This is a genomic window from Pseudomonas sp. (assembly GCF_049653025.1).
Taxonomy (GTDB): domain Bacteria; phylum Pseudomonadota; class Gammaproteobacteria; order Pseudomonadales; family Pseudomonadaceae; genus Aquipseudomonas.
Map to the genome: position 1 here is coordinate 177,014 of NZ_JBASFM010000017.1, position 25,126 is coordinate 202,139.

A 25,126-nucleotide genomic window follows, 5' to 3' on the forward strand; every position below is an offset into this window, starting at 1 on the left:
AGGTGATTCACGCGCTGCAACAGCCCATCTAGAGAGCAAACGGATTGAGCACTACCCGCGAAAAGAAACCCCGCATCAACCACTTGGAGCTGGCCCGACGCATCCTCGAGCACGCCCAGGAAAATGGCATGGAAGCCGGCGACGCCCTCTCCGAACAGCAACTCGCGCGCACCTTCCAGGTATCGCGCACCTTGATCCGCGCCGGCCTCAATGTGCTGCTCGAACAGCACCTGGCCGACCACCAGGCCGGCCGCGGCTACTGCCTGACCGCCGCCCCAGCCAATCAGACACTCAACCCGACACTGCCCCAGGCCGCCGAAGAGGAGACGGCCGCCTCGGTACTGCGCGACCGCATGGCCGGCCGCCTGGGCAGCAGCGTCAACGCCAGCGAGATCATGCGCCGCTACGACATCGGCCGGCCGGCCGCACAGAAGGTGCTGACCCAGCTGACCGAGGACCAGGTACTGGAGCGCGGCCCCGGCCAGTCCTGGCTGTTCCGCCCCCTGCTGAACAACCTCAACGCCCTCGAAGACAGCCTGCGCTACCGCATGCTGCTGGAACCCGAAGCCCTGCTCTCACCCGGTTTCGAAGCCGACCGCCAGCGCCTGTCGCTACTGCGCAGCGGCACGGAAAGCCTGCTCACCCTACCCATCGAAGCCTTCGATATCGAACAGTTCCGCGAACTCGATATCAGCTTCCACGAACTGATCGCACAGAGCTGCGGCAACCGCTTCCTCTGCGACGCCCTACTCCACCACCAACGCCTCCGCCGCCTGCCCAACCTGCTGCCGATGGTCAGCGTGCACCGCCTGCAGGAAGCCATGCGCGAGCACCTGCGGATCATCGAGGCGATCGAGCGCGGCCAAATGGAAATCGCCGCCGACCTGATGCGCCTGCACCTGCGCCTGTCCGCCGCGCAGCGCCCACAGACCGCCAACCGCGGCATTCCGCGGACCTGACTTTCGCCCCGGTACTAATTTATTCAAAAAAAACAGTGTGTTTTTTTATCAAAAAATACATGATCTGGAAAAACCAGGCCGACCAGGGTTGAGCCCTGGTCACGGAAGCGACCCGCCATGTCCAAAGAAAAAGTGATCGCCCTGTTTCCCGAAGCCAGCTTCGGTGCCGCACTCAACTGCATCGGCATCGCCCAGGCGCTGCGCGAGCAGGGTGCGCGCCCGGTATTCATCTGCCATGAGCATTTCCAGGGGCTGTTCGCCGAATACGGTTTCGCCGAATACCCGATCCTGCTCGGCAGTGCGCTCTCCGCCGAGGAGCATCAGCATTACTGGGAGCGCTTTATCGAGCGCAACATCCCCTACTTCGATCAGACCCCGCTGGAGCAGATCGACAGCTATGTAGTGCCGGCCTGGGAAGCCATCATCGATACCGCCATCGAGACGGAAAAACCCTTGCAGCAGCTGCTCGCCCGACTCAAGCCGGACGCCATCGTGCTGGACAACGTGGTGATGTTCCCCGCCATTGCCAAGGCCGGCTGCCCCTGGGTGCGGGTGATCTCCTGCGCAGAGACGGAGCTGCCGGATGCCGCCGTGCCGCCCTACCTGTCCGGTGCCAGCGCCAGCGACCCGCTCGCCTGCGAGCGCTACTGGCAGCACTACGTCAAAGCCGTAGCCCCGGCGCATGCACGCTACTCCCGTTTCCTGGAAGGCTGCGGCCATAATCCCTGCGCTCCGGGCCTGTTCCTCGAAGAATCGCCCTGGCTCAACCTGTTGCTGTCGCCCACGCCGGTGCGCTACGCCCGCCAGCAGCCACTCGACCCGGCGCGCTTCGTCTACCTGGATGGCTGCGTGCGCCGCGAGGCACCGTACGTGGCCCCGTCCTTCCCGCACCACAATGACGCGCCGCTGGTTTATCTCAGCTTCGGCAGCCTTGGTGCCGCCGACGTCGGCATGATGAAGCGCCTGATCGACACCGCGGCCGACCTGCCCTACCGCTTCCTAATCAACGTCGGCGCCTACCGCGACCAGTACGACAGCGTGCCGGACAACGTCTACCTGGACAGCTGGTTCCCGCAGCCGGCGGTGCTGCGCGAATGCCAGCTGTTTATCCACCACGGCGGCAACAACAGCTTCTGCGAGGCCCTGTACTTTGGCCTGCCGTCGCTGATCATTCCCTACTGCTGGGACGGCCACGACAACGCCCAGCGCGCCGAGGAAGTCGGTGTCGGCCGCTACCTGCCGCGCTTCGAGGACCCGCTCGCGGCACTGCCCGCAGCCATCGCACAACTGCTCGACGACAGCGCCATGCAGCAGCACCTGCAACAGGCCAGCGCACAGATGCAGGCCTCGCGCGGCACTGAAATGGCCGCCCGGGCGATTCTCCAGTTACCCGACCCCTCCTCCTAATAAACCACTCCGCCAGCGAGCCCCCCATGAGCGATCGCGCCCTGCACAGCCTTGAGCAAACCATTCCGCAACCTTACTGGTTGGACGCCGAGGGTCCCGCACCCAGCTTCACCCGCCAGGTGGGTGAACTGCACTGCGAGCTGGCGATAGTCGGTGGCGGCTTCTGCGGCCTGTGGACGGCCTTGTTGGCGCGCCAGCGCCATCCGCAGGCGCGTATCGCCCTGATCGAGGCGCAGGCCTGCGGTGGCGCGGCCAGCGGACGCAACGGCGGCTTCTGCGCGCCGAGCATTTCCCACGGCGTATCCAACGCGCTGAAACGCTGGCCCGCCGAAGCCGAAACGTTGGTCCGCCTGGGCCGACAGAACCTCGACGAACTGGAACAGGATGTGCTCCGCCTGGGTCTGGCCGTGGAGTTCCAGCGCCAGGGCAAGCTGAGCGTGGCCAACAGCCCCTGGCAGATCGACGGGCTGCGCAGCCTGGAGGAGAAATACCGCCGTTTCGGCATCGCCTGCGAATACCTGGAAGGCAGCGCACTGAAGGAGCGCCTCGACTCGCCGCTGTACAGCGCCGGCCTGTTCGAAAGCAACTACGCCCTGCTCAACCCGGCCAAGATGGCCCGGGAACTGCGCCGCGCCTGCCTGCAGCAGGGTATCGAGATCTACGAGCACAGCCCGGTGCGGGCCCTGCAACAGTACCCCGGCCACCTGCTGTTGCAGACCGACTACGGCAGCATCCAGGCCGAGCGAGTGGCGCTGGCCACCAACGTGTTCACCGACCTGCTGCCGCGACACAAGTCCGCGATCATCCCGATCTACGACTACGCGCTGACCACCGAGCCGCTGAGCGACGAGCAGCTGCGCAGCATCGCCTGGCGCGGTAACTACGGCATCGCCGACTCCGGCAACCAATTCCACTACCTGCGCAAGACCGCCGACCAACGCATCCTGTGGGGCGGCTACGATGCCGTGTACCCCTTCGCCAGCCGCCTGGACGAAGGCCTGACTCAGCGCCCGCAGACCTTCGTGCGCCTCGCCGAGCAGTTCCAGCAGACCTTTCCGCAGCTCGCCGGAGTGCGTTTCAGCCATGCCTGGGGCGGCATCATCGACTCCTCGGCGCGCACTACCATGTTTACCGGCAGCCACGCCGGCGGGCGTATCGCCTACGCCCTGGGTTTCACCGGCCAGGGCGTGTCCGCCAGCCGTTTCGCCGCCGCCACGCTGCTCGACCTGCTGGACGGCCAGCAGACCGAACGCACCGCGCTGCGCATGCTCAACCGTACACCGGTGCCCTTCCCGCCCGAGCCGCTGCGCTACGCCAGCATCAGTCTGGCGCAGCGTGGCCTGGCCGAGGAAGACCGCAGCGGCCGACGCAACCTGCTGCTGAAGACGCTGGATGCCTTCGGCGTCGGCTTCGATTCCTGATCAAGAACAAGGAAAACCTGTATGTCGAGCACACTGCCCAACCACGTCATCGATTTCGCCAGCAGCCCGGTCCCGGCCCTGCAGAACGAGATCAACGACCCCGCCATCGTCGACGCGCCCTACCAGAGCAGCACCTGGCGTCACTTCAGCAATGCCGGCAAAGGCCTAACCGCCGGCATCTGGGAGGCCGGCCCGCACAAGGAGCGTTGCAGCTGCGACTACGACGAGCTGTGCCATATCCTCGAAGGTGAAGTGCGCCTGACCGACAACGCCGGTAACAGCCGGACTTTCGGCCCGGGCAGCTCCTTCGTGGTCGCCGCCGGGTTCGAAGGCACCTGGGAAAACCTCAGCCCGGTACGCAAGGTCTACCTGATCAGCGGTGCCTGAACACGGCTTAGCGCCAGTGACGCGAGCCGGGCTGGACGACCCTGTGCTGGCGACCGCTGCCCAGCAGCTGGCCAATACCTAGTCCCAGTAACTCCAGCAGCCAGGCCAGCAGCAGCGCGCAGGCAATGCCCCAGGCGATGGCTTCGGGGGCGAGCAGCACCTGGTAGCGGTAGGCGGCGAAGGTTTCTTCCAGCAACTCATGATCAGCGGCGCTCGCCAGATGCCAGACCTGGCTATACCAGGGCCCCTGCATGGCCTTGGCTTCGCGCTCGAGAAAGGCCGAACGCTCGACCAGCGTGCCCAGGCTTTTGGCATCGCTGCGCATCACCGGATCGGCGCTGGCCTGGTAATGACCGACCAGGGCCACCAGATCGCCCTTGAAAAAGCGTTTTGCCGTGTCCCGGAAGCCCTTGAGCCCCTGCTCCGCTTCGATACGGTGGGCCTCGACGCGCTTGCTGTAATCGTCGATAAAACCCGGTACCTGCACCCCAACCAGCAACCCCAGGGCAAACAAGGCCAACCGCAGATAGCTTCTAAACATTGCTTCCCTCCCCGTTAAATTTCAGCCCTGAATCAGCTCGCCATACCCTGTGCCACACACTCACCGCCGCGCCACAAACGCCACTCGCCCGGCTGGTAAAGCGTCCAGCTTTCGTTATCGGTCAGTGGCTCGGTGGCCAAGACAGTGACCACGTCATTGGGCGTAGTTTCCGCCTGGAAATCCACCTGCATATCGGCATCTTTCAGATGCGCCGGGCCAAACGGCGCGCGCCGGGTGATATGCGCCAACTTGCTGCTGCAAAAGCTGAACAACCAGTCGCCATCGCTGAGCAGGCAGTTGAATACGCCCTGTTGCCGATACCCGGCGCAGGCACTGACCAGGGAGGGCAACAACTGCTCCACCGCCACCGGCTCGGGAAAGGCCTGACGCAGGCGATTGAGCAGATCACAAAAGGCTGCCTCGCTATCGGTGTCGCCAATTGGTCGGTAGTTATCCAGTTGCGGGGCAAAATCGGCCAATTGGCCGTTGTGCGCAAAGCACCAGTTGCGCCCCCACATCTCGCGCACGAAAGGATGGGTGTTGGCCAGGCAGACGCGGCCGACATTGGCCTGGCGAATATGGCCGATTACCACCTCGCTCTTGATCGGGTAGCGCTGCACCAGCTGCGCCACCTCCGACTCGCTGCTGGCGCGCGGGTCCTGAAATAGACGCAGGCCGCGTCCTTCATAAAAACCGATGCCCCAGCCATCGCGATGCGGGCCGGTACGCCCGCCGCGCTGCATCAGGCCGGTAAAGCTGAAAACGATATCGGTCGGCACATTGGCGCTCATGCCCAGCAACTCACACATGGCGCAACGCCTCGCGCAGCTGCTGCGCTTCACTCGCCAGACGCGCCTCGATACGTTTGCGCGCCAACGGCAGAAAGCGCGTCAGGGCGCGCCACAGCAACTGCATGACATCGCCGCTGCGCCGTGGAATCAGGTGCAGATGCAGGTGCGGCACATGCTGATTGGAGGTCGGCCCGTCATTGACCAGGAAATTGATGCCCTGCTCGCCATAACCGGCCGCACGCAGGGCCGCAGCCATACGTTGCGCCAGCGGCAGCAAGCGCTCACAGGCGGCAGTGGAGAGGTCTTTGAGAAAGGGCGCATGTTCGCGGCTGACAATCAGCACATGGGCCGGGCGCAGGGGGAAGATATCCAGCAGGACGATAAAGTGCTCATCCTCGTAGATACACTCGGCAGGCAATTGCTCAGCGGCAATTGCACAGAACACACACTCCATAACCCCTCCTTATAAGCGATGGGCCATGCTGAACGGGTGTGTCGCTCGGTGCAAGGGTACGGAGCAGATTACAAGCGCGGCTCAACACGTAGGCGACGGTCGCCACGAGCGTCGTAACGGGTGTCGCCGAAATCCTGATCATCGCGCGCCATCATCTCACGCAGGGTCGGTTCGCCAGCGGCAATCGGTGCCGGCCCCTTGCGCGCCTGCCACCAACGCTCTACAGGCCAGCGAACGGCAACAAACAGCAGGTACAGGGTAAACACGATCAGACCGTACATGCTCAGGTCAGCCACCGCACGCCAGGCGTTGTTGCCCACGTCCAGCAACAGGTCCATGGCAGTGATCGCCACTGCGGGCGCGAATTGCTCCTTGCCAGGGTCGACGATGGTCGGGCTGAACAGCAGCACCAGCACCAGCACGCGCAGCGGCTCGCGCAGGTAGCGCCACATCCAGTTGGTCAGGCGAAACCACACCAGAAGGCAGCCGAGCGCGGCGATCAGGTAGGCGCTCCAGGCAAGCAGGTAGTCGTTCTCAATCATAAAACGCAGGTTCTCTGGCAGCGGCGGCCTGGCCGACGCGGAAAAAGCGCCCAGCCGGCAAAGTGGCGCTTATGATAACGGCTTTTGCCTGCTTCGGCGTCCCCGCTGTCGGCCGTCAGCTAACGGAGTTACCCCATGCACCACGCCCCTATCGCCCGCACAGGCGACGCTAGCGACCCCTATCGCTGGCTGGAAAACCGCGACAGCGCTGAGGTGCTCGATCACCTCAAGGCGGAAAACGCCTACTTGGAAAGCCAGCTCAGCGAGCAACTGCAACTGCGCGAAACGCTGTTTGAAGAGATCAAGGGGCGCATCCGCGAAACCGACCTCAGCCTGCCATCACCCTGGGGGCCGTACCTGTACTACCAGCGCACCACGGCTGGCGATGAATACCCGCGGCATTACCGCTGCCGCAAACCCGCCGATGGCTCGCTGACTGTCGATGACGCCAGCGAACAGCTGCTGCTCGACCCCAATGCCCTGGCCGAGGGCGGTTTTATCTCGCTGGGGGCGTTCAGCATCAGCCCCGATCACCAGCGCCTGGCCTACAGCCTGGACACCAGTGGCGAGGAAACCTACCAGTTGTTCGTCAAGGAACTGGCCGACGACAGCCTGATCGAGCTGCCGTTCGAGGACTGCGACGGCAGCATGACCTGGGCCAATGACAGCCAGACCCTGTTCTTCGGCGAACTGGACGACACCCACCGGCCGCACAAGCTGTATCGCCACCGCCTCGGCACCCAGGCGGCCGAAGAGGTATTCCACGAACCCGACGGGCGCTTTTTCCTCAGCTGCTACCGCAGCAGCTCCGAACGCCAGCTGGTGCTACTGCTCGGCAGCAAGACCACCAGCGAAGCCTGGGTGTTGGATGCCGACACGCCGCACGCCGCATTCAGCTGCCTGGCCCCGCGCGAGGAAGGCCACGAGTATTACGCTGACCACGGCACCCTTGGCGGCGACTGGCTGTGGTTGATTCGCAGCAACCAGAGCGGCATCAACTTCGCCCTGTTCAGCGCCGGCGAAGCAACCCCGACCCGCGCCCACTGGCAGCCGCTGCGCGGCCATGACCCGCAGGTGATGCTCGAAGGCATCAGCCTTAATCAACACGCGCTGATTCTCAGCCTGCGCGAAGGCGGCCTGCCGATCATCGAGGTGCAACCCCACGGCCAGGCGACCTACCGCGTGCAGTTGCCGGACGCCGCCTACAGCCTGTATGTGCAGGACAGCCTGGAATTCCACAGCCCGGTGATTCGCCTGCGCTATGAAGCGCTCAACCGCCCCGCGCAGGTGCGTCAGCTGGAACTGGCCACTGGCGAGCAGATTGTACTCAAGCAAACCCCGGTGCTCGGACCGTTCGATGCCGACAGCTATGTCAGCCAGCGCCTCTGGGCCACTGCCGCCGATGGCAGCCAGGTGCCGATCAGCCTGGTGGCCAAACGCGAGGTGCTCGGCACCCCCGCCCCACTCTACCTGTATGGCTACGGCGCTTACGGCGAAAGCCTCGACCCCTGGTTCTCGCATGCGCGCCTGAGCCTGCTGGAGCGCGGTTTCGTCTTCGCCATCGCGCATGTACGCGGCGGTGGCGAGCTGGGTGAAGCCTGGTACCGCGCCGGCAAGCTGGAACACAAGCACAACTCGTTCAGCGACTTTATCGCCTGCGCCGAGCACATGATCGGCAGTGGCTACACCCAGGCCAGCCAGCTGGTGATCAGCGGCGGCAGCGCGGGCGGTTTGCTAATGGGTGCAGTGCTCAATCAGCGCCCCGAGCTGTTCGCCGCCGCCATCGCCGAAGTGCCGTTTGTCGACGTGCTCAACACCATGCAGAACCCCGACCTGCCGCTAACCGTCACCGAGTACGACGAATGGGGTGACCCCAACCAGCCCGAGGTATTCGAGCGAATCAAAGGCTACGCGCCGTACGAGAACGTGCAGGCCCAGGCCTACCCGGCGATTCTCGCGGTGGCCGGCTACAACGACAGCCGCGTGCAGTACTGGGAAGCCGCCAAATGGGTGGCCAAGCTGCGCGCGCAGAAAACCGACAGCAACCTGCTGTTGCTGAAGACCGAACTGGATGCCGGTCACGGCGGCATGAGCGGCCGTTACCAGGCCCTCAAGGATGCAGCCCTGGAATACGCCTTTATCCTCAAGGTGTTCGGCCTGATCTGACTCGGCCGCCACTGCGCGCCCGTTCGACTGCCAACCTCAGGCAAAACCGAACGGGCGCACACCCTCAGTGTTTTTCGCGCTAAACACCCGGTTTCTAGAGCGAAAAACTACTTGACCACTCGTACAGATTTAACCTGTCTGACGCAAAAACTGGGCTACCCTGACTTCCACGCTGGCGCATTGCCACTCCCCTGTTCGGCTCATTCACCATGGAAGGTTTGTGATGAATAACTGGAAGATCAGAACCCATCTTTTTTTGCTCGCTGGCTGCCTGCTTCTGGGCCTGTTGTGCGTTGGCGGCCTCGGCCTGTATGGCCTGCAAGCCACCGTCAAAGGGCTGCAAACCGTCTACCTCGACCGTGTGGTGCCGCTGCGCGACCTTAAGCTGATCGCCGACCTGTATGCGGTGAATATCGTCGATGCCACCCACAAGGCCCGCAGCGGTGAAATCGACAGCAAAGCCGCGCAGCAACTGATCGAACAAGCCCAGCTGCGCATCGAGAAAACCTGGCAGGCCTACCTGGCCACCGAACTGATCAACGAAGAAAGCCAGCTGATCAAGCAAATCAACCCACTGATGGAGCAGGCCCGGCAACCGCTGGATGAGCTGCAGAACCTGCTCAACCGTGGCGACGCTGACGGTATTGCCGGCTTTGCCAACGACCGCCTTTACCCATTGATCGACCCCCTGTCAGCCAAGTTCGCCGAACTGATCGACGTGCAACTGCTGGAAGCCAAACGCCAATATGAGCTTGGTGAAGCGGCGTACTCGCGCAACCTCGCCATGAGCATTGGCGTGCTTCTGCTGGCGCTGTTTGTCGGCCTGGCGCAGGTGCTGTATTTCACCCGCTTGATGAGCCGCCAGCTGGGTGCCGAACCCGGCGAGCTGGAGGAAATCAGTGCACGCATCGCCGAAGGCCGCCTGGGCGGCAAGAACCTTGGCAGCCAGGTGATGACCGGGGTGATGAAATCGGTGCAGAGCATGCGCAAGGGCCTGCAGGACATGATCGGCAATATCGGTGAAGCCTCCGAGCAGATCGAATGCGCCACCCTGCAGTTGGCCGCCTCCTCCGAGCAGGTGCTGACCAGCGCCAACGTGCAGAGCGATACCGCCTCCGCCATGGCTGCCACTGTCGAGCAACTGGCGGTGAGCATCAATCACATCGCCGAAAACGCTCAGCAAACCTACGATATGGCGAAAAAAGCCGGCGACATGACCGATGAAGGCATTCTGGTGATGGCCCGCGCCACCGCAGAAATGCACAAGATCGCTGAGCTGGTGGCCGAAAGCTCGCAGGATGTCGAAACCCTGGCGGCGCAGTCGCGCAATATCAGCGCCATCGTCGACGTCATTCGCGGCATCGCCGAACAAACCAACTTGCTCGCTCTCAACGCCGCCATCGAAGCCGCGCGCGCTGGCGAACAAGGTCGCGGCTTTGCCGTGGTCGCCGATGAAGTCCGCAGCCTGGCCGGACGCACCGCGCATTCCACCACCGAAATTATTGCCCTGGTCGATGCCATTTACAGCGGCATGCACAAGGCGAAAAACAGCATGGCTGCTGGCTGCGAACGGGTCAGCATTGGCACTCAGCTGGTGGATCAGGCAGGCAGCTCGATGGGCGGTATTCGCCAAGCCCTGAATGAATCGCTGCAAGCGGTCAGCGTGATCTCTCTGTCACTGCAGGAACAACGCGCCGCTAGCGAGCAGGTGGCCATGAGCGTGGAGCGCGTGGCGCAAATCGTCGAAGAAAACTCCGCTGCGCAAGGCGGCATCGTGCAGGCCATCCAGGCCCTGCAAGCCATGTCCGGTAGGCTGCAAGGGGTTATCCGCCGCTTCAGCTTCTAGGCCACGCCTGTATTCAGGGTGGTTTGCACCAATCAGCAGCTCACCACGGCTATCGCTGGCGAGCGCGGAAACGGCCGGCTAAGGTCTCAGTATCTGCTCCCGCCGACTTTCCCAGGCCGTATCCGCATGCACCCCAGCTCGCATCTGATCGATGAAATCCGCGACATGCTGCTCGACTGCGGCCTGCTCGATAACCTCACGCCTAATGAGCTGCTCAGCGCTGCGGGCTACTTCAATGTCAGCAAATACCACGCGGATCAGAACATCTGCCTCGAAGGCGAGGCTGGCTCCTTTATGTGCATCATTCATGCGGGGGCGGTGTCGGTGCGCAAGATCAATTCCGCCGGCGAAGTGATCGAGTTGGCCAAGCTGCGCAAAGGCCGCGCGTTTGGCGAGATGGCGGTACTGGACGGTGAACGCCGCTCGGCCAGCTGCATTGCCGTGAGTGACTGCAGCCTGCTGATCCTGGCCAAGGACTCACTGGACAAGATGCTCAGCGAAGCGCCCAAGACCGCCGCCAAGGTCATCCGCGCCATTGCCGTGGCCATGTCGCGGCGCTTGCGAATGGCCGACGGGCAACGGGTCGAGCAACAGCTCTAGCCGCTCAGTTGCGTGGCTTGCCCAGGGAGTCGACATTGCGCTGCCGTTGCTGCTGCAACAGCGGCAAATCCTGATCCGCAGTGCGCCCGGGGTTAAGGGCCGGCATTTGCGGCTGCTTCAACAGCGGAGGTTTGTTGGCATAGGTGTTCGGTGCCGCGCGTGGCAGCGTCGGTGCGGGGGCATAGGGTTGCGGCGTCGCGGTACCGGGCGAGCCCGCAGGACGAACGGCCGATTGCTGGGCGTGTAGCGGCAGGCTGCACAGGGTGGTCAGCACGGCAAGCAACAGCATGGATAGGCGCATACGTTATCTCCGGCTACAGGTAATGTCTGATTGGGCCACACACCGGTCGGTAAGTGCCCCCCACGGTTCTCAGCAACGACCGACGGCGCTAGACTGACAGCATACGCCCACGCCACGAGAAGTCAGATGAGCAGCGACAAATCCCCCTCCGCCACCGGCAAGCTTGACCGCATCCTCGCCGAGGCCCAGCGCTCGCGTGAAGAAGGCTACCGCGACAAGGCGCTGAAAATGTATCCGCACGTCTGCGGCCGCTGCGCTCGCGAGTTTTCCGGCAAGCGCCTGAGCGAACTGACCGTGCACCACCGTGACCATAACCACGACAACAACCCGCAGGATGGCTCCAACTGGGAGCTGCTGTGCCTGTATTGCCACGACAACGAACACTCGCGCTACACCGACCAGCAGTATTTCAGCGAAGGCTCGCTGAGCACACCGAAAACCGCCCAGGCGACCCACAACCCCTTCGCCGACTTGGCTGCAAGGCTGAAAAGCAAAGAATAGGTCACCTCCCGCCTGCGCCCGTATAATCCCGGCCTTTACCCCGATGGCTGCAAAGCCAAGACAAGGCCGGTTACGTGGCAAACAAACGATACAGCTGCATTGGTTTATTCAACCCCAAGTCCCCGGAAAACGTCGGCGCAGTGATGCGCGCGGCCGGCTGCTATGGCGTCGCCTCGGTGTTCTACACCGGCAAACGCTATGAGCGGGCACGCGACTTCATCACCGACACCAAGCGTATCTATATGGATATTCCGCTGATCGGCGTCGAGGACCTGCAACAGATCATTCCGTTGGGCTGCACGCCGGTCGCCGTAGAGCTGGTCGATGGCGCGCGACCACTGCCCGAATACACCCACCCGGACCGCGCCATCTATATCTTCGGCCCCGAAGACGGTTCACTGAGCCAGGAAGTCCGCGACTGGTGCGAGGACGTCATCTATATCCCCACCGAGGGCTGCATGAACCTCGCCGCCACCGTCAACGTGGTGCTCTACGACCGCATGGCCAAAGGCAACAACACCAAGTCCGGGCCCAAATTCAAATAGGCCGCGCCGTCACTACAGACCCGACTTGAGCCGGCTGAAGGCGCGGGTCAGCGCGCGATTGAAGGCCTGAGTGTTGTCGTTCTTGCTGTAGAGCCCAGCGCGCACGGCCTGCGGCGGGTAGATGCCGGGGTCGTTGAGAATCGCAGGATCGACCGCCGGATTGGCCGCCGGCACTGCATTGGCGTAGTAGATGCTGTTGGTGATGCCTGCCACCACGTCCGGGCTCATCAGGTGATCCATCAGCGCATGGGCGGCCTCGGGGTGCGGCGCATCCTTGGGAATCACCATCGCATCGAACCAGATCAGCGTGCCTTCACGCGGGATGCTGTAGTGCAGGCTGTACGGCTTGTCCGCCTGCTGCGCCTGGCCGGCGGCAATCGACACGTTGCCGTTCCACGACATCGCCAGGCAGGTATCACCATTGGCCAGATCGGCGATATTGCGGTCGTTGTCGAAGTAGCGAATATGCGGCCGCACCTTGGCCAGGTGCGCCTCGGCCAACTTCAGGTCGTCGAGGTTCTGCTGATTGATATCCAGGCCCAAGTAGCGAAAGGTCGCGGCGAACACCTCGTTGGGGTCATTGAGGAAACTCACCCCACAGTCGGCGAACTTCACCACCACCGCTGGGTCGAGCAGCATCGCCCAGCTATCGATCGGTGCATTGGCCATGCGCTTGGCGATGGCCTGCTGTTGATAGCCGAAGCCGGTGGTACCCCAGACGTAGAGCCCGGCGTAGCGATTGCCGGGATCGAAGGTCGCCATATGCCCAGTAAACTCACGGTCCAGACCCACGAAATGTGGCAGCGCAGCTTTGTTCAGCGGTTGCAGGGCATCACTCTTGATCGCCCGTTGCAGATGCTGGCCGGCGGTCAGCACCAGGTCATAACCGCTGCGACCGGTGAGCAGCTTGGTCTCCACGGTTTCCAGCGAGTCGAAATGGTCGGCCACCACCTTGATCCCGGTCTTCTTCTCGAAGCTGGCCAGGGTGTCTGCGCCCAGGTACTCGTTCCAGATATACAGATTGACCTGTTTCGGCGTTTCGGCTGCCTGCGCACTCGCGCAGGCAGCCAGGCTCAGGGCTAACAAAGTGGTGTGCAGTTTCATCGAAACCTCCTAGGCGCGCTTGGGCGCGGCGTATTGCGGCATGGTGATGCAGGCGACGTTGCCGCCACCCAGGAGGATTTCCCGCGAATTCTCGATGCCGATAATCCGGTGTTTGGGGAACAGCTCGGCCAGGGTGGCCTGGGCCACGCGGTCACAGGGGTCGTTAAACAACGGCACGACGATGGCCGAGTTGCCGGCGTAGTAATTGATGTACGAGGCGCAGATCTGCGTGCCGGCCTGGCGGGTGTGGGTGGCGTCGTCCTGGTCCAGGCCTTCGGCCTCCTCTGCCGTCCACTCGAGCACCCGAGGTTGCGGCAGCTTGTGCACCTCCAGTTCGCGGCCCTGGGCGTCGCGGGTGCTGCGCAGGATGTCGTAGGCCTCCTGGTAGATTTCCCACTGCGGATCTGAGCGGTCGTCGGTCCACTGCTGCACCACCACACCGGGGCGTACGAAGCAGGCCAGGTCGTCGATATGGCCGTCGGTTTCATCGAACTTGCAGCCGCGCGGCAGCCAGATCACCTGCTCGGCGCCCAAGTAGTCGCTGAGCCGGCGGGTCATCTCGTCCTTGCCCAGATGGGCGTTGCGGTTGCGGTTGAGCAGGCACTGCTCGGTGGTCAGCAGGGTGCGCTGGCCATCGGTCTGGATGCCGCCCATCTCGGCGATAAAGGGTGCGCGGTAGCGATCAAAACCTTCGATCTCGAGGATCTTCTGCGCGATCTGGTCGTCCTTGTCCCACGGGTAGTACAAGCCGCCGTCGAGACCGCCGTAGGCGTTGAACTCGAAGTCCACGCCGCGCACTTCACCGCTGTCGTCATTGACCAGGAAGGCCGGGCCGCTGTCGCGGAACCAGGTGTCGTTGCAGGTCATCTCCACCACTCGTACATGGGCCGGCAACTGGCGACGGGCGTTGGCGTACTGATTGGCCGAGGCGCACACGGTGACCGGCTCGCTGCTGGCGATAGCCGTGACGATATCGACCCAGACCTTTTGCGCCGGCTTGGCGCCGTTGCGCCACACATCGGTGCGCTCCGGCCAGCCGAGCCAGCAACGCGCTTTGGGTTCGAATTCGCCGGGCAGGCGGAAGCCGTCGGCTTTGGGGAGAGAAGTCAGGGAACGGGCCATTGCTAGGTACTCGTCGTGGCTGAGGAATAGCTCGACAGTACCCGCGGCAGAGCGCCCGCGACCAATGACCATTATCGCGGGATAGCTGAATTCAATTCACAGGTCGATCAGCTGATCAGTGAACCATTCAACGAACTGCGCCACCGCTGGCTTGTCCAGACGCAGCCGCTCGCAGACCAGCGCGTATTGCCCGAGCGAGGCCACGCTGGCGGCGAATGGGCGCACCAGGCGGCCGCTGGCCAGGTCCTCGGCGCTGGTCAGGTTGTCGCCGATGGCTACGCCCTGCCCCCGCGCCGCGGCCTCCATGGTCAGCCCGGCATGGCCGAGGTAGAGATGACGTTGCGGCTGGATATCGCCAGCGTGGGTGGTCAGCCAGGCGGTCCAGGTCTTGCCGTCCTGGTCGTCGTGCAGCAGGCAGTGGCGGGCCAGATCACGCGGGTGCTTGAGCGGCAGCTGGTTGAACAGGCTCGGGCTGCATACCGGAAAGAACAGCAAAGTCGGCAGCGGCCGCACGAAGTAGGCGCTGCCATCCGCTGGGCCGGTGCCATAGGTGATCGCCAGGTCAATCTCTTCGCCTGGCTGGGTCGCCTCCAGCGGTTGTTCGTAAAGGTGCAGGGTGATCTGCGGGTAGCGCTCGCTGAAATCCGCCAGGCGGCCGATCAGCCACTTCTGCGCCAGCTCGGCGGTCACCGCAATGCGCAGTTGCGCTTGCGAACCGGGGTCACGCAGCTCATCGCAAGCCTCGCCGATCAGTTCGAAGGCCTGCTGCAGGCTGCGCAACAGGCGCTTGGCCTGCGGCGTGGGGCGCACCTGGCGACCATCACGCTGGAACAGCGGTGTGCCGAGTTGCTCTTCGAGCTGGCGGATCTGGTGGCTGACTGCGCTGTCGGTAACGCACAGTTCGGCGGCCGCGCGGCCAAAGTGGGCATGGCGGGCGGCGCACTCGAAGGTGCGCAACGCGGTAAGAGAAGGCAGACGGCGCATGCAGGGTTTCCTGATCAGCAATGGCGCCGCCATGCTTGCTCAGGGCGACGCTCAGCGCAACAGCGGGGTGTCCAGCACCTTGGACGCGCCACCCATGACGCTTTCGCTGATCTCGATAAAGTCCTTGCTGCTGGCTTTATCCAGGCGCATCAGGCCGCGGGTCACGTCATCCAGCGAGCGCGGTTGAGTGGTGCCCTTGGTGGCCTGGCGAATTTCCCGGTCCAGCTCCTGCAACAACAACACCGCGCGGGCGGTTACCGGGCCGCTCGAGTAACTGGTGCGCAGGCTTTTCACCGGCTTGCTCCAGCCGATCAGCTGTTCGCGGATTTTCTGATAGCGCTCTTCGCTCAAGCCACCGGCGCGGCGCATCAGCTCGATGGCGTAATACTCGGCCAGGCCTTCGGTGATCCAGTCGCTGCGATCACGCGCCTTGATCCGGCTGAACACATGCACCAGTTCGTGCACCAGGGAGCTGGTGCCATTCTCGCTGACCAGCGGTCGTTCGGAATGCATGTAGTAGGAGTTGGCTGCCGACAGGCCGCCGCGCCACATGGGATCGCCGGCACCGACAATCAACAGCTTGCCCGGGTCACGCGGGAACACGTCCTGGGCGTGGGGCCAGATAAAGGTCAGCAGGGTCATCACGTCCATGCGGCGCATGCCCTCACCCACCGGCGCGGCGATGGCCACATCAGTTTCGCCCAGCTTGGCGCGGCGCGTGCCGATCTTGCCAGCGACTATCCAGCCAGTCGGGCGGTCAAATTTGCGCTGCGGGTTGTCGATGCGAAACTTGTTCTTGCCGATGCGCGGCCAGCCAGTTTCCACGGCCTTCCAGCCCTTGGGCAGATCGAACTGCAGGCGCGACACCAGCACGGTTTTGTCTTGCTGGCGCAGCTTCACCGCCGGCACCAGGTCGTCGCCACGCAACAGCGCCCAGTCCTCGGTCATGCGTGCATCGAAGCGGCCTTCGCTGCGCTCATGGTTGATGCGCACGCGGTAGCTGAGCGTGGACTTGCCCTTGCCCGGCTGCCACACCCCGAGTTGCGGGGTTTTCTGGCTCCATAGGCCGTCAGCGCTGAAGTCGCTGTACACGCCCTGCTCGCCCAGGTTGAACGCCAGGCTGATCACCGGCGCGCCATCGGCCAGGGTCAGGCTGACTTCGGCCTGGTCGCTGTCCGGCAGAAAACGCACCTGATAGTCCAGATTGACCTTCTGCGCCCACAGCGGCGTACTCAGGCTCAGCAAGGCGGTAGCCAGCAACAGACGGCGAATCAGCATAAGAAAAGCTCCATGAGGCAGTCATTGATCCAGACGAGTTTAGGCTGGTGTTGCCGGGCAAGGTTCAAACTGGATGCAGAACCGCTTAGCCGGCGCGGAAAATCATGTGATCTTCCCACTCATCCTCGGCCACGCTGTTTTCGCTGAGCATGCGCCCGGCCTGGGAGATACGCTGCTTGTGCACCTGCTCGGGATCGCCACAGACCAGGTGATGCCAGAGCAGCAGGTCCTTACCCTCACTGACCAGGCGATAGGCGCAGGTCGGTGGCAGCCACTGGAATTGGTCGGCCTGGGCCGGCGTGAGCTGGATGCAGTCGGCGACGAATTTGCGCCGGTTGCTGTAGTCGGTGCACCGGCAGGTCTTCAGGTCCAGCAGCTTGCAGGCAATGCGCGTGTAATAGACGCTGCCATCCTCCTCATCCTCAAGTTTCTGCAGGCAGCACAGGCCACAGCCATCGCACAGCGACTCCCACTCGTCCTGATTCAGCTGATCGAGGGTTTTGCGTTTCCAGAAGGGTTCGACTTTGGCGGCCATGGCGGGGGTACGGTGACTGGTGAAAAGGCCGGCAGTCTAGCGGCTAGGCCAGCAGCGGCCAAGGCCGGCATGCCGAATGGTCAATTAATAACCACGGGCAAAATCCACTGGCCCGCGCAGCTCATCACCGCCCTGCCAGCGCGCCAGATTATCGAGAAACAGCTGCACCAACAGACGCGGCTCAGTAGGCGCAGAGCTGTGCCCGGTCAGCAGCAAGCGTGGAGCGCTCCAGAATGGGTGACCTGTTGGCAAAGGCTCCTCACGGCAGACGTCGATCACCGCGCCAGCCAAGTGACTTTGCTCCAGCGCCGCGACCAAGTCGGCATCCACCACCGCGACGCCGCGCCCAGCATTGATAAACAGCGCGCTCGGCTTGAGCTGGGCAAACAACGCAGCATCGTAGATATCGCGAGTGGCGGGCGTATCCGGCAGCAGGTTGATCAGGTAATCGGCCTCGCCCGCCAGGCTAGGCAGGTCATCCAGCCCTAAAACCTGACGAAACGGCGGCAGCTGCCGCGGGCTGCTGGCAACCCCCAGCAACTCAACGCCAAACGGTGCGAGAAATTGCGCCACACTCAGCCCGATATCGCCCGTGCCGACGATCAACACCTTGCGCCCAGCCAGGCTGTGCGGCCGGCGGTTGTCCCAGCGTTGCTCGACCTGTGCCGCCAGGGCCGCGAACAGTTGCCGTTCATGGGCCAGCAGATGGCACAGCACATACTCGGCCATCACCTGGCCGAAGATGCCCACTGCGCGGGTCAACAGGTAATCCGTCGGCAGCCCGCTGGCCAAGAGCGGCGTAATCCCGGCCCAGGTCGATTGCAGCCACTGCGGTTTAACCCCTTGGCGCAGCAGCGGCGCGAGCAGATCCGGCTGACCCAGCCAGATCGGGCAGCCCGCGGCGTATTCGGCCAACCGGGCCGGCTGATCGCTGCCAAACAGTTCAAGTTCGGGGGCCTGCTGGCGCAGCAACTCGGCATACAGAGCGTGCTCGGCTTCAGCAAGCAACACACGCAGCGGAGCCTTCACAGTGGTGTGCATGGCGCTTACATCGGGTCGTTGCGACGCAGCAATTCATCCGGCAGGTGCTCGATATATTCATCCTCGGGTGGCGGCATCTGCAGGTGGTAGCCCTGCTCGTCGAGGTTGGCCAGCACCTTGTGGATGTCCTCGCGAGCCAAAACGCGCTCGGGGGTCAGCACCATCTCGAAGGCCAGGGTCGGCGTGCCGAAGGCCAGCAGCAGGTTTTCCGGCACGCGCTTGAGGCCATCGCTGCGCAGCACGTACAGGTACATTTCGTTTTTACGCGGGCTTTTGTAGATCGAACAAATACGTTTCACGCGGACTCTCCGGTAGCAGCCAGGCAATCTAGCAAGGCCTGGCCCATCAATTCACGCCGCCAGCCGCGCAGCGACTCCGGCAGCTGGTACGGCCCCTTGGGGTAGCCGGTTTTCAGCAGGGCTTCGAGGGTTTTCTTGCGCAGCATCAGCTCTGGGGCGATGTTCAGCCGCTCGCCCTCACGCTGGCCGATAACCCGCAGCTGCTTCAGCAGCGTGGCAGCTTCCAGCGGCAAGGGCTCAGGCAGCGCGGGCGGCCAGCTTTCAGCCGGGCTGGCTGCGGCCTGCTTGATCAGCTGCAGAATAAACTCGCCGTCCTGGCGCACGGTTTTCGGGTGCATGTCCTCGATCCGCGCCAGAGCCACCAGATTATCCGGCTGGGTGCGGGCCAGCGGCCACAGCGAATGCTCGCGAATAATTCGGTTACGCGGCTGGTTGCGCTTGCGCGCCTGGCCTTCACGCCAGGTACATAGAGCCTTCAACACAGCAAGCTGCTGGCGCGACAGTTTCCACGCCAGCTTGGCCTCGCGGTAGGCCAGCTCTGGGTCGACCTCACGGCTGAGGTTGGCCACCAGCTCGGCACCGTCGTCCAGCACCCAGCGGTATTTCTCCTCACTGAGCTGCGCCTTCAGCACCGCATAGACCTCCGCCAGATGCAGCACGTCTTCTGCCGCGTAGCTGACCTGGGTTGCCGACAGCGGGCGCTGCAGCCAGTCGGAACGGGTTTCGCCCTTGGGTAGCTCGATATTCAGCACCGCCTGCACCAGGCGCGAATAGCCCATGGAGAAACCGAGATTGAGGTAGCCGGCGGCCAGCTGAGTGTCGAACAACGGCGTGGGCAGGCTGCCGGTCAGGCGTAGAAACACTTCGAGGTCTTCGCTGCAGGCATGCAGCACTTTGACCACAGCCGAGTCCTGCAACAAATCGGCAAAGGCCGTCCAATCGCTGATCAGCAGCGGATCGATCAGATAAGCCCGCTCGCCTTCGCTGACCTGCAGCAAACCGGCAATCGGGTAGAAGGTATCGACCCGCATAAATTCGGTGTCGACTGCCACGAACGACAGTTGCCGCCACTCGCTGCATTTTTGCGCCAGGCTGGCATTGTCACCAATCCAGTGAATTTCAATAGCCACGCGGCTCTCCCATCAAGAATGCCGCGCAGTATATATGCCCAGGCACGGTGCCGGGCATTTCCCGCCATGGGCTCACAGATGCGAATGAACCCTGTAATCTGACCGGCGCTTGCATTCGCTTACCTTCAGCACAGGGAATAACAACTAATGAAGAAACTGCTTGGCCTGCTTCTGGCCCTGGTCGCGGCTGTCGCGATCTACCTGACCATCACCCCCAGCCCGATCGACCCACTGGCCTGGGAAGCCCCGGCTATCCCGCCGATGACCGGCGTGCTGGAGCCCAACGACACCCTGATGAAGGCCGAACTGCTCGGCCGTGGCCAGGTGCATGGCCCGGAAGACAGCGCCGTGGACGCCCAAGGCCAGGTGTACAGCGGCCTGCATGACGGCCGCATCGTGCGGATCAAGGCCGACGGCAGTGTCGAGACCTTTGCCGATACTCAAGGTCGCCCGCTGGGCATGGACTTCGATGCCGGCGGCAACCTGATCGTCGCCGACGCCTACAAGGGCTTGCTCAGCGTCAATGCCCAAGGGCAGATCAAGGTGCTGACCAGCGAAGCCGAAGGCGTGCCCTTCAAGTTTACCGATGACCTGGATATCGCCCGCGACGGCACCATCTACTTCAGCGATGCCTCCGCCCGCTTCGAGCAACCGGATTACCTGCTCGACCTGCTCGAAGCCCGCCCGCATGGCCGCCTGCTCAGCTACAACCCAAGCAGCGGCGAAACCAAGGTACTGCTCAAGGACCTGTACTTTGCCAATGGCGTGGCGCTGTCGGCCGCCGAGGACTTCGTGCTGGTCAACGAAACCTACCGCTATCGCATCACCCGCTACTGGCTGAGCGGCGACAAGGCTGGCACACATGACATCTTTATCGATAACCTGCCGGGGCTGCCGGACAACCTGCAGGGCGATCGCAACGGCACCTTCTGGGTCGCCCTGCCAACGCCGCGCAACACCGACGCAGACTTTCTCCACCGTCAGCCGTGGCTGAAAGCGCAGATGGCCAAACTGCCGCGCGCGTTGTGGCCCAAGGCCGTGGCCTATGGTTTTGCCATCGCCGTCAACGAACAAGGCGAAATCACCCAGAGCCTGCACGACACCAGCGGCACCCACCTGCGCATGATCACCTCGGCCAAACCAGTGGGCGACTACCTATATCTTGGCAGCCTGGATAATGACCGGATCGGTAAGCTGAAAATTCGCTAAACCGCCTGCACAAAAAAGCCCGCCACCTGATCAGGTTGCGGGCTTTTTAATCTTCGGCATTCGCCTACTTGAGCTTCTCGGCGATCCAGATGGTGTGCCGGGTGCCCTTGTTGCCATGGGCATACACCTGCACTTCCTCGACTTTGAAACCGGCCTTGCGGATTTTCTCGGAAAACTGCCGGTCAGCACTGGCCGACCACACCGCCAGCACGCCCTTGTTGCGCAACGCCTGGTGGCAGCGCTGTAGGCCCTGCGCCGAATACAACCAGCTATTACGCTTCTGAGTCAGACCTTCGGGGCCGTTGTCGACGTCGAGCATGATCGCGTCATAACGCTGATCGGCGTTCTTCAGGCAGTTGGCCACATCGTCCTGAATCACCCGCGTACGCGGATCGAGGATCGGGTAACCGGCCTTGGCCCCCAACGGCCCGCGGTTCCACTCCACCACCCCTGGCACCAGCTCGGCCACTTCCACTTCGGCGGTCTTGCCCAGGTTCTGTAGCGCCGCCGCCAGGGTAAAGCCCATGCCCAGACCGCCGATCAAAACGCGGGAGTCCGGGCGGCCGGCGACCTTCTTGCAGGGAATCGCCGCCAGGGCATCTTCGGAGCCATGCATACGCGTGTTCATCAGCTGGCCACCGTCGCCGCCGGCGATCTTGATGACGAAATCCTCGCCGTACTCGAACAGGCACAGCGCGCCCGAACCATCGGGAATCGGAGCGGTATCGAGCAGTACAAAACGCTTCATCGGTCGCAGCAGCCTGAGTCATGGAAAAACGGGCAGGCAGCATGCACACAAACGCGCAAAGATGCAGCGCCCTGTCGACAGAAAATTCTTCTGCGCGGCACTTTCCGGCAGCCGCCGCACTGGGTTTATGATGCCAGCTGCCCCTTTGCCCACAGGATGACCGGCATGCCCATCGCTCAATTGATCAGCGCCGCGCAACTGCAGCAGCGTCTCGCCCAACCGAACCTGCTTCTGCTCGATTGCCGTTTCGCCCTGGATGACCCGGCCTATGGCCAGCGCAGCTATGGCGAGGGGCATATCCCAGGCGCGCAATTTGCCGATCTTGAGCGCGACCTCTCGGGGCCAATCACTAAAGACGTCACCGGCCGCCATCCACTGCCCGATCCCGCATTGCTGTTGCAGCGTTTGCGCGACTGGGGCCTGGAGGATGACAGCATGGTGGTGCTGTATGACGACGGTCCCGGCGCTTTTGCCGCGCGCGCCTGGTGGCTGCTGGCCTGGCTGGGCAAACGCAGCGATGTCTACCTGCTCGATGGCGGCCTGAAGGCCTGGCGCGCCGCCGGTGGCGAGTTGACCCATGCGCAGCCACCTACACGCAGCGGCCACTTCAATGGCAGTGCCGATGCCAGCCTGCTGGTCAGCGCCGCACAGCTGCAACAGCGCCTGGCCGATAGCCAACTGACTCTGCTCGATGCTCGCGCCTTGCCGCGTTTTCGCGGCGAGGTCGAGCCGCTTGATCCGGTAGCCGGGCATATTCCTGGCGCGCGCTGCGCCGTGTTCACCGACAACCTCGACAGCGACGGCTACTTCCTCGATGCCGCCCTGCTGCGCCAGCGCTTTGCCGCGCAACTCGCTGAGCGCCCGGCCAGCGGGCTGGTCGCCTATTGCGGCTCAGGGGTGACAGCCTGCCACAACCTGTTCGCCCTGTGCCTCGCCGGCTATGCGCTGGCACCGCTCTACGCCGGCTCCTGGAGCGAGTGGATCACCGACCCTGCGCGGCCAGTAGCGACCGGCGACTAACGCCAACACCATTGGAAAAATGGCTGACGTTACGCGGTTGGCGCGCCACACAACGTGTGTCGCGCTTAAGTACCAACTGGAATATAGACAATAACCGAAAGCGGAAAACAATTTAAAAACAGCCCTTTACAGTAGAAAGGTCGCACTACACTTCAACATGAGCGGCTAACCCCGCTTCCGGTGGGGCCTTTATCAGAACAAGTCGAAGCTGCCAGCGCCCCGGCCCCACCGGCCACTTTTCGCCGAGGGCTATATGGGAATTGCCGCCTGCGAGTTAAGCCAGTACGTCATCCGCCCTACCCTGCTCTACCTTGGGCGTCACTCCATCGCCGCCGAAGCCCTGTTGCTGGGCGCGGCGGCCAGCCAATCCGGGCTCGGCTCGGTGCTCGATGACAAACACGGCCATGGCCTCTACCGCATTGCCGCGCAGCGCCATCAACAACTCTGGGATCAGCACCTGGCCCTCGATCCAGAGCTTGCCAGCCAGGTGCGCGGCCTCGCCAGCCAGCATGCCTTCCTCGCCGCGCCGCACCTGGAGCTGACCGTCAACCTGCGCTACGCCACGGCGATTGCCTGGATGCTGATCGAAGCTGATCACAGCGAGTTACCGGCCGCCGATGACCTGCTCGGCATGGCGCATATCTGGCGCAGGGTATTCAAACCCCACGGCCGCCCCCGCGACTTTATTGCCGCCTGGCAGCGCTGCATTGGCAAACTCAGCCAGGTCGCCTGAGACCTGTTCGGCGCAGGTCATTGTCCGACAACTTAGCAGCAGTTAGCAGAAAATAGCCGCCAGTTAAAGGATAAAACCGCTCTATTCCGGACACTTCAAAGGCTTGGCAGGGCTTGCGGAAACTTGTTAGTTTCCGCCCCCCCGCTCAACCTAGGAGTCCCCCGTGACTAAGCGCGTCCTCAAGACCAGCCTGGCCTTGGCCATTTCTGCCGCCTCCCTGCAGAGCCTGGCCGGTGGTTTTGCCATCAATGAACAAAGCGTCAGCAATATGGGTACTGCCTATGCCGGCCGCTCGTCGTCTGCCGACGATGCCAGCACGGTTTTCGGCAACCCCGCCGGTATGGCACGCCTCAAGCGCGAGCAAGTCAGCGGCGGTGTCTCACTGATTTACGCGCAGACCGAAATCGATAACGCCAGCGGCTCTTTCGCCGGTAGCAACGACGGCGACATGGTGCCGTTTATCGGTGCGCCCATGGCCTATTACGTCAAACCGCTGGACGACAACTGGAGCTTCGGCCTCGGCCTGTATGTGCCATTCGGGCTGGTCACCGATTACGAAAGCGACTTCCAGGGCCGCTATTACGGCGACCGCAGCGAAGTGCGGGTGATCACCCTGCAACCGACCCTGAGCTACCGCTTCAACGAGCAGCTGTCGATCGGCTTCGGCCCGACCATCAACCGTATCGATGGCGAGCTGACTTCGGCCATCAAGAATCCGCTACCCGGAGCAGCGGACGGCAAGGTCAAAATCAAGGGCGATGACACCGCGCTGGGCTACAACCTGGGCGTGCTGTTTGAAGTTACCCCACAAACCCGTTTCGGCCTGACCTACCACTCCAAGGTGGATTACCGCCTGAAAGGCGACACTCAGGTTTCCGGCCCAGGCTTTGTGATTGGCTCTTCTGCCGGTACCTACGACGCCTCCCTGGAGCTGACCACGCCAGAATCGGTGGACTTCTCCGTGACCCACGCACTGGATGCCAACTGGAACCTGTATGCCGGCAGCTCCTGGACACGCTGGAGCCGTCTGGAGGAAATCCGCGCAGAGAACCGAGGAGTGGGTGGTTTGCTGGCGGGAAGCCTCAGCAGCATCGCGGAGCCACAGAACTGGCACGACACCTGGGCCCACGCCCTGGGCCTGGCCTATGCATTGAACCCGCAATGGACGCTGCGTGCCGGTGTCGCGGTCGACCAGTCGCCAACCAACAATGCCGACCGTTCGCCACGCATCCCCACCGGTGACCGCAATATCTTCAGCCTGGGAGCGGCCTGGAGCCCGAACGCGGACATGACCATCGACCTGGCTTACTCCTATCTCAAGGAAGACGACACCCAGATCGACCACGTCAGCGCCAGTAAGGGTGCCTACAGCGCCACCTACAAAAACACCGCCCACGGCCTGGGCGCACAAGTGACGTACCGCTTCTAAATCAGCCAGCGGTTTGGGTTACACTCGCGCGGC

At 63.1% G+C, this 25,126-nt stretch carries 27 protein-coding genes and 1 pseudogene; 14 read left to right on the top strand and 14 right to left on the bottom strand.

Translation table 11 applies throughout. The features are described from left to right. Window positions 1–44 precede the first annotated feature (44 nt). From WBK23_RS14720 to WBK23_RS14735, 4 genes are all read left to right on the top strand, one after another. Window positions 45–959 (top strand): FCD domain-containing protein, encoded by a 915-nt coding sequence (locus WBK23_RS14720; RefSeq protein WP_424484678.1) that lies wholly within the window; start codon window positions 45–47, stop codon window positions 957–959. 117 nt (window positions 960–1,076) lie between these two features. Next, the gene (locus WBK23_RS14725) at window positions 1,077–2,366 is read left to right on the top strand and encodes a glycosyltransferase (RefSeq protein ID WP_424484679.1); all 1,290 of its coding nucleotides are present in this window, start codon (window positions 1,077–1,079) and stop codon (window positions 2,364–2,366) included. 26 nt (window positions 2,367–2,392) lie between these two features. Beyond that, window positions 2,393–3,787 (top strand): NAD(P)/FAD-dependent oxidoreductase, encoded by a 1,395-nt coding sequence (locus tag WBK23_RS14730; RefSeq protein ID WP_424484680.1) that lies wholly within the window; start codon window positions 2,393–2,395, stop codon window positions 3,785–3,787. Between the two features lie 21 nt (window positions 3,788–3,808). After that, a complete protein-coding gene (locus WBK23_RS14735) occupies window positions 3,809–4,174 on the top strand; it encodes a cupin domain-containing protein (protein ID WP_424484681.1) in 366 nt (121 codons plus the stop codon). Window positions 4,175–4,181: 7 nt separating this feature from the next. Here WBK23_RS14735 and WBK23_RS14740 read toward each other — a convergent pair whose 3' ends face one another. The 4 genes from WBK23_RS14740 to WBK23_RS14755 all read right to left on the bottom strand — a co-directional run bounded on the left by WBK23_RS14740 (window position 4,182) and on the right by WBK23_RS14755 (window position 6,502). Then, window positions 4,182–4,715 carry a DUF2937 family protein gene (locus WBK23_RS14740; protein ID WP_424484682.1) on the bottom strand — a complete coding sequence of 178 codons (534 nt, stop codon included), beginning with the start codon at window positions 4,713–4,715 and terminating at the stop codon, window positions 4,182–4,184. Window positions 4,716–4,747: 32 nt separating this feature from the next. Next, window positions 4,748–5,524 (bottom strand): class II glutamine amidotransferase, encoded by a 777-nt coding sequence (locus tag WBK23_RS14745; protein ID WP_424484683.1) that lies wholly within the window; start codon window positions 5,522–5,524, stop codon window positions 4,748–4,750. Then, entirely contained in the window at window positions 5,517–5,960 is a 444-nt protein-coding gene (locus WBK23_RS14750; protein WP_424484684.1) for an HIT family protein, read from the bottom strand. The genes WBK23_RS14745 and WBK23_RS14750 overlap by 8 nt, the downstream gene beginning before the upstream one ends. 68 nt (window positions 5,961–6,028) lie before the next feature. Next, window positions 6,029–6,502 (bottom strand): MFS transporter, encoded by a 474-nt coding sequence (locus WBK23_RS14755; protein WP_424484685.1) that lies wholly within the window; start codon window positions 6,500–6,502, stop codon window positions 6,029–6,031. A gap of 135 nt (window positions 6,503–6,637) precedes the next feature. Between WBK23_RS14755 and WBK23_RS14760 the strand changes: the two genes are divergently transcribed. From WBK23_RS14760 to WBK23_RS14775, 4 genes and pseudogenes are all read left to right on the top strand, one after another. Then, complete coding sequence (locus tag WBK23_RS14760) at window positions 6,638–8,668, top strand: S9 family peptidase (protein WP_424484686.1); 2,031 nt, start codon at window positions 6,638–6,640, stop codon at window positions 8,666–8,668. A gap of 223 nt (window positions 8,669–8,891) precedes the next feature. Continuing rightward, window positions 8,892–9,419 (top strand): annotated as a pseudogene (locus WBK23_RS14765) (Tar ligand binding domain-containing protein); the annotation flags it as partial. A gap of 507 nt (window positions 9,420–9,926) precedes the next feature. After that, entirely contained in the window at window positions 9,927–10,514 is a 588-nt protein-coding gene (locus WBK23_RS14770; protein WP_424484779.1) for a methyl-accepting chemotaxis protein, read from the top strand. Window positions 10,515–10,640: 126 nt separating this feature from the next. Then, on the top strand, window positions 10,641–11,114 hold the full coding sequence (locus WBK23_RS14775) for a cyclic nucleotide-binding domain-containing protein (protein ID WP_424484687.1): 474 nt from the start codon (window positions 10,641–10,643) through the stop codon (window positions 11,112–11,114). Window positions 11,115–11,118: 4 nt separating this feature from the next. Here WBK23_RS14775 and WBK23_RS14780 read toward each other — a convergent pair whose 3' ends face one another. After that, on the bottom strand, window positions 11,119–11,415 hold the full coding sequence (locus WBK23_RS14780) for a hypothetical protein (protein WP_424484688.1): 297 nt from the start codon (window positions 11,413–11,415) through the stop codon (window positions 11,119–11,121). Between the two features lie 126 nt (window positions 11,416–11,541). Between WBK23_RS14780 and WBK23_RS14785 the strand changes: the two genes are divergently transcribed. Next, the gene (locus tag WBK23_RS14785) at window positions 11,542–11,916 is read left to right on the top strand and encodes a YajD family HNH nuclease (protein WP_424484689.1); all 375 of its coding nucleotides are present in this window, start codon (window positions 11,542–11,544) and stop codon (window positions 11,914–11,916) included. A 74-nt stretch (window positions 11,917–11,990) separates the two neighbouring features. Further along, window positions 11,991–12,461 (top strand): RNA methyltransferase, encoded by a 471-nt coding sequence (locus tag WBK23_RS14790; RefSeq protein WP_424484690.1) that lies wholly within the window; start codon window positions 11,991–11,993, stop codon window positions 12,459–12,461. A 12-nt stretch (window positions 12,462–12,473) separates the two neighbouring features. On the opposite strand, the gene WBK23_RS14795 is transcribed toward WBK23_RS14790, so the two are convergent. From WBK23_RS14795 to rnd, 8 genes are all read right to left on the bottom strand, one after another. Then, a complete protein-coding gene (locus WBK23_RS14795) occupies window positions 12,474–13,565 on the bottom strand; it encodes an extracellular solute-binding protein (RefSeq protein ID WP_424484691.1) in 1,092 nt (363 codons plus the stop codon). Between the two features lie 9 nt (window positions 13,566–13,574). Beyond that, on the bottom strand, window positions 13,575–14,687 hold the full coding sequence (gene aguA / locus WBK23_RS14800) for an agmatine deiminase (protein WP_424484692.1): 1,113 nt from the start codon (window positions 14,685–14,687) through the stop codon (window positions 13,575–13,577). A gap of 96 nt (window positions 14,688–14,783) precedes the next feature. After that, a complete protein-coding gene (locus WBK23_RS14805; RefSeq protein ID WP_424484693.1) occupies window positions 14,784–15,671 on the bottom strand; it encodes a LysR substrate-binding domain-containing protein in 888 nt (295 codons plus the stop codon). A 51-nt stretch (window positions 15,672–15,722) separates the two neighbouring features. Beyond that, entirely contained in the window at window positions 15,723–16,949 is a 1,227-nt protein-coding gene (locus tag WBK23_RS14810; RefSeq protein ID WP_424484694.1) for a hypothetical protein, read from the bottom strand. Window positions 16,950–17,034: 85 nt separating this feature from the next. Continuing rightward, entirely contained in the window at window positions 17,035–17,484 is a 450-nt protein-coding gene (locus WBK23_RS14815) for a YcgN family cysteine cluster protein (RefSeq protein WP_424484695.1), read from the bottom strand. A gap of 84 nt (window positions 17,485–17,568) precedes the next feature. Beyond that, window positions 17,569–18,501: a D-2-hydroxyacid dehydrogenase gene (locus WBK23_RS14820; protein ID WP_424484780.1), complete on the bottom strand. Its 933-nt coding sequence runs from the start codon at window positions 18,499–18,501 to the stop codon at window positions 17,569–17,571. A 29-nt stretch (window positions 18,502–18,530) separates the two neighbouring features. Next, complete coding sequence (locus WBK23_RS14825) at window positions 18,531–18,824, bottom strand: YcgL domain-containing protein (RefSeq protein WP_424484696.1); 294 nt, start codon at window positions 18,822–18,824, stop codon at window positions 18,531–18,533. Then, on the bottom strand, window positions 18,821–19,954 hold the full coding sequence (gene rnd / locus WBK23_RS14830; RefSeq protein ID WP_424484697.1) for a ribonuclease D: 1,134 nt from the start codon (window positions 19,952–19,954) through the stop codon (window positions 18,821–18,823). The genes WBK23_RS14825 and rnd overlap by 4 nt, the downstream gene beginning before the upstream one ends. A gap of 147 nt (window positions 19,955–20,101) precedes the next feature. Between rnd and WBK23_RS14835 the strand changes: the two genes are divergently transcribed. Then, window positions 20,102–21,163 (top strand): SMP-30/gluconolactonase/LRE family protein, encoded by a 1,062-nt coding sequence (locus tag WBK23_RS14835; RefSeq protein WP_424484698.1) that lies wholly within the window; start codon window positions 20,102–20,104, stop codon window positions 21,161–21,163. A 64-nt stretch (window positions 21,164–21,227) separates the two neighbouring features. Here WBK23_RS14835 and WBK23_RS14840 read toward each other — a convergent pair whose 3' ends face one another. After that, window positions 21,228–21,911, bottom strand: a complete 684-nt coding sequence (locus WBK23_RS14840; RefSeq protein ID WP_424484699.1) for a spermidine synthase — start codon at window positions 21,909–21,911, stop codon at window positions 21,228–21,230. A 165-nt stretch (window positions 21,912–22,076) separates the two neighbouring features. Between WBK23_RS14840 and WBK23_RS14845 the strand changes: the two genes are divergently transcribed. The 3 genes from WBK23_RS14845 to WBK23_RS14855 all read left to right on the top strand — a co-directional run bounded on the left by WBK23_RS14845 (window position 22,077) and on the right by WBK23_RS14855 (window position 25,093). After that, the gene (locus WBK23_RS14845; RefSeq protein WP_424484700.1) at window positions 22,077–22,931 is read left to right on the top strand and encodes a sulfurtransferase; all 855 of its coding nucleotides are present in this window, start codon (window positions 22,077–22,079) and stop codon (window positions 22,929–22,931) included. A gap of 253 nt (window positions 22,932–23,184) precedes the next feature. Then, window positions 23,185–23,664: a hypothetical protein gene (locus tag WBK23_RS14850; RefSeq protein WP_424484701.1), complete on the top strand. Its 480-nt coding sequence runs from the start codon at window positions 23,185–23,187 to the stop codon at window positions 23,662–23,664. A gap of 163 nt (window positions 23,665–23,827) precedes the next feature. Beyond that, window positions 23,828–25,093: an OmpP1/FadL family transporter gene (locus tag WBK23_RS14855; protein ID WP_424484702.1), complete on the top strand. Its 1,266-nt coding sequence runs from the start codon at window positions 23,828–23,830 to the stop codon at window positions 25,091–25,093. Window positions 25,094–25,126 lie beyond the last annotated feature (33 nt).